This is a genomic window from Streptomyces sp. CBMA291, assembly GCF_014596525.1.
Taxonomy (GTDB): Bacteria; Actinomycetota; Actinomycetes; order Streptomycetales; family Streptomycetaceae; genus Streptomyces.
The window spans coordinates 1-2,809 of record NZ_MSJP01000084.1 but is presented as its reverse complement, the minus strand read 5'-3'; the positions used below and the strand labels follow the sequence as shown (position 1 = coordinate 2,809).

Annotated in this window: 4 protein-coding genes and 1 pseudogene; 1 reads left to right on the top strand and 4 read right to left on the bottom strand. The window is 70.4% G+C overall.

The window, feature by feature from the left end:
• The 4 genes from BU197_RS20665 to rimP all read right to left on the bottom strand — a co-directional run.
• Positions 1-284, bottom strand: a 284-nt coding sequence (locus BU197_RS20665; RefSeq protein WP_188269781.1) for a translation initiation factor IF-2 N-terminal domain-containing protein, incomplete at its 3' end; no start/stop codon positions are given.
• 147 nt (positions 285-431) lie between these two features.
• Positions 432-722, bottom strand: a complete 291-nt coding sequence (locus tag BU197_RS20660; RefSeq protein WP_188269780.1) for a YlxR family protein — start codon at positions 720-722, stop codon at positions 432-434.
• 74 nt (positions 723-796) lie between these two features.
• Complete coding sequence (gene nusA / locus BU197_RS20655; protein WP_188269779.1) at positions 797-1,792, bottom strand: transcription termination factor NusA; 996 nt, start codon at positions 1,790-1,792, stop codon at positions 797-799.
• Positions 1,793-1,794: 2 nt separating this feature from the next.
• Positions 1,795-2,301, bottom strand: a complete 507-nt coding sequence (rimP, locus tag BU197_RS20650) for a ribosome maturation factor RimP (RefSeq protein WP_188269778.1) — start codon at positions 2,299-2,301, stop codon at positions 1,795-1,797.
• A gap of 168 nt (positions 2,302-2,469) precedes the next feature.
• Between rimP and BU197_RS20645 the strand changes: the two are divergent.
• Positions 2,470-2,809 (top strand): annotated as a pseudogene (locus BU197_RS20645) (hypothetical protein); the annotation flags it as partial.

Below are 2,809 nucleotides of genomic sequence, written 5' to 3'. Positions count from 1 at the left end.
GGGGCGGCGGGACGAGCCGCCTGCGCCGGGGACGGCGCGGGGGCCGCCGGCTTGGGGGCCGACGGGGTGGGCGCCGCCTTGCGGGGCGCGCCGGGCTTGGCAGCGGTCTTGCCGGCGTTGCCGCCGGGACCCTGCAAAGCGTCAGTCAACTTGCGCACGACCGGCGCCTCGATCGTCGAGGACGCCGAACGGACGAATTCACCGAGTTCTTGGAGCTTGGCCATGACGACCTTGCTCTCCACACCGAACTCCTTGGCGAGTTCGTATACCCGGACCTTAGCCACTTCGCTCCTTTGAGGTCCGGATTACCGCCGGACCGTCGCTACTTCATGGGCGTACTCATCGCGTACTCATCGAGTGCTCATCGCAATCTCGACCTACTTCCAACTCGCGAGGTACCTGACCGCACGGTGTTCCGTGCCGTACTTCTTCTACTGCGGTGCCGACCGCTCGGCCCGCTCGACGTGGTGGCGGAGTGCCGCGGTGTCGAGCGCGCTCCGGGCCCGGAAGGCCCTCGGCAGCGCTCGGCGGCGGACCGCCAGGTCGAGACAAGCTTCGGCGGGGTGCAGATAAGCACCCCGGCCGGGCAGCGTACCGCGAGGGTCGGGAACGCACTCGTCCTTCACCATCACGATCCGCAGCAGTTCGCTCTTGGCCGCTCGCTCCCGGCATCCCACACAGGTTCGCTCAGGGCATACGCGGGCATGCGTCCGGCCAGACACGATAAGTCTACCTCCCCGTACCGACCTCACCTGTTTGGGGCAAGAATCGAACAGTTGTTGGCCAAAAAGCGGTCTCAGTCCTGGGGACCGCTCGGCTCCGTGTCCGGTCGGATGTCGATCCGCCAGCCGGTCAGGCGCGCGGCGAGACGGGCGTTCTGGCCCTCCTTGCCGATGGCCAGCGACAGCTGGTAGTCCGGCACGGTCACCCGGGCGGACCGGGTGGCCATGTCGACGATCTCGACCCTGGAGACCCGCGCCGGGGAGAGCGCGTTCGCCACCATCTCGGCCGGGTCGTCCGACCAGTCGACGATGTCGATCTTCTCGCCCAGCAGCTCCGCCATCACGTTGCGGACCCGGCTCCCCATCGGGCCGATGCAGGCGCCCTTGGGGTTCAGACCCGAACGGGTGGAGCGCACGGCGATCTTGGTGCGGTGACCGGCCTCACGGGCGATGGCCGAGATCTCGACCGAACCGTCCGCGATCTCCGGCACCTCCAGGGCGAAAAGCTTCTTCACCAGGTTGGGGTGGGTGCGCGAGAGGGTGACGGACGGACCGCGCACGCCCTTCGCCACCCGGACGACGTACGTACGCAGCCGCAGACCGTGCGTGTAGTCCTCGCCCGGCACCTGCTCCTGCACCGGGAGGATGGCCTCCAGCTTGTCGTCCAGCCTGACGAGGACGTTCTTCGGGTCCTTGCCCTGCTGCACCACACCGGCGACGACATCGCCCTCGCGGCGCGCGTACTCGCCGAACGTCACGTCGTTCTCGGCGTCCCGGAGGCGCTGCTGGATCACCTGGCGGGCGGTGCTCGCCGCGATCCGGCCGAAGTCCGACGGGGTGTCGTCGAAGTCCTTCGGCTCCTGGCCTTCCTCCAGCTCGGAGGGGTCTTCCTTGGCCCACACCGTCACGTGGCCGGTCACCCGGTCCAGCTCCACGCGCGCGTGGCGGCGGGCGTCGGGGGTGCGGTGGTACGCGATGAGGAGGGCCGACTCGATGGCCTCGACCAGCAGGTCGAAGGAAATCTCCTTCTCATGCGCCAAGCCCTTGAGCAGCTTCACGTCGATGTCCACGGCTACGCCTCCTCTTCCTTCTTGTCCTTGCGGTTGAACTCGATCTCGACACGCGCCTTGACGATCTCGGCGAACGCGACCCGGCGGGCGGTGGGCTTGCGCCCCTTCACGCCCGGCACCTCCAGGTCGAGGCCCTCGTCGTCCACTTCGAGGATCCGCGCGACCAGTTCCTCGGCGGCGCCGTCGACGGAGAGCTGGAGCTTGGCCAGCCGGCCGGTGGCGCGCACGTAGTGGCGGTGCTGGGTCAGGGGGCGGTCGGCGCCGGGGGAGCTGACTTCGAGGACGTACTCGCCCTCGCCCATCGCGTCGGTCTCGTCGAGCTTCTCGGAGATCGCGCGGCTCAGCTCGGCGCAGGCGTCCAGCTCGACGCCCTCGTCCGAGTCGACGACGATCCTCAGCAGTCCGCGGCGGCCCGCCCGGGACACCTCGATCTCTTCCAGATCCAGGTCCTTCGCGTGGACGAGCGGCTCCACGAGTCCGCGCAGCCTGTCGCTCTGGGTGGTGCTCATCCGGGTGACTCCTCGGCCGCGTGTGCTGTTGTGGTTTCGTCGCGTGTCAGATCAAAGGGTATCCGGTCCCGGAGGGTGTTGCCGTCCACCGCTCCGGGGCCCACGGGTACGCTCGCCTGCGGCGATCCCGACGATCTTCGACCACCCGCCACGACTGAGGGAGAGAGCGTGACGACGACGGACAGGCGCACGCTCCTCGCGGCGGGGCTCGCGGCGGCCGCCGCGACCCTGGCGGGCTGCGCCTCCGAGGACCCCGGACCTCGCGGACCCACCCCCGCCGAGGCCGAGGCCGAGCGGACGGCACACGCCGAGGCGGCCCTGCGACTGCGCTCCGTGACCGTCTCCCGGACCTTGCTTGAGCGGTACGACGCGACCCTGGCCGCCCACCCGGCCCTCGGCCCCCGGCTCGCCCCGCTGCGCCGCTCGGCCGCCGCCCACACCCGGGCCCTCGGCGAGGGCGAGGGCGGCACGAGCCTCACCCCCGCCGCCACGGGCACCGCGGGGCCCG